This is a genomic window from Neisseria sp. P0021.S005 (assembly GCF_051956955.1).
The window spans coordinates 1-1,100 of record NZ_JBQCWY010000801.1 but is presented as its reverse complement, the minus strand read 5'-3'; the positions used below and the strand labels follow the sequence as shown (position 1 = coordinate 1,100).

The window sequence follows — 1,100 nt, the reverse complement described above, 5'->3', positions numbered from 1 at the left end:
AGCTACAAATACAGCTTCTCCACCTTCTTCATCACCATCCAAGCCCTGACCAGCCTCTCGCTTGCCGGTTTGGACGTGTACCACGCCATGCCCATCCGCATCATCGACACCATCGTCGGTTCCGTTATAGCATGGGCTGCCGCCACCTACCTCTGGCCTGATTGGCGTTACCTCACCCTCAGCCATACCGCCGCCCAAACCATTACTGCCAACGGCCGTTATCTCGACGCCATCCTCGACCAGCTGCAAAACGGCAGCCGCGACGATGTCGACTACCGCCTTACCCGCCGCCAAGCCCATGAAAGCACCGCCGCCCTCAGCAGCACCCTGTCTGACATGAGCAGCAACCCGAAAAAATACCAAGACCGCCTGCAAGACGGTTTTACCCTGCTCAAAACCAGCTATGCACTGACCGGCCACATTTCCGCGCTCGGCGCATACCGCGACCAAGTCCGAATCGACGGCAACGACGGCTTTGCGCCCTATGCCAAGCTGACCCACCACATCGCCGAGTTGCTGACCCAAATGCCCCAAACCGACCCCGAGGCTTTTGAAACGGCCATGACCCAAATCCGTCAGGAATTTGCCGAGCTTGAACAAAACACACAAGCGCAGCAAGACCACATCCTCAAACACCAGCTCGACCTGATCATCCGCCAGCTTACCCCGTGCTATCAGGCATTGCACCGACAGGCCGACGTAGAGGCCGTCTGAAAAGAGCCGGACGCTTTCCAGACTGTTTAGCAACAAGTCTGCCAACCATCGGCGTTGAATCCAGCTAAACACTTCCTCAAATAAAAACCAAAAAACAAAAGGCCGTCTGAAACCTGATTTCCAGATTTCAGACGGCCTTTATTTTTAACAATCGATATTAAAACCGATTATGCGCCGCGTTTTTCCAAAGCAGCAACAGCAGGCAACTCTTTACCTTCCAAGAACTCAAGGAACGCGCCGCCGCCGGTAGAGATGTAGCTGATTTGATCGGTTACGCCGAATTTGGCAATCGCCGCCAAAGTGTCGCCGCCGCCGGCAATCGAGAACGCATCGCTTTGGGCAATCGCTTCGGCCAATACTTTGGTACCGCCGGCAAATTGGTCAAA

At 55.0% G+C, this 1,100-nt stretch carries 2 protein-coding genes; one reads left to right on the top strand and one right to left on the bottom strand.

The annotated features are described in order from the left end of the window. Nucleotides 1-714: FUSC family protein (locus ACTHUE_RS19400; RefSeq protein ID WP_440424213.1), on the top strand; the 714-nt coding region annotated here is incomplete at its 5' end. A gap of 167 nt (nt 715-881) precedes the next feature. On the opposite strand, the gene pgk is transcribed toward ACTHUE_RS19400, so the two are convergent. After that, on the bottom strand, nt 882-1,100 hold a 219-nt coding region (gene pgk, locus ACTHUE_RS19395), incomplete at its 5' end, for a phosphoglycerate kinase (protein WP_440424212.1).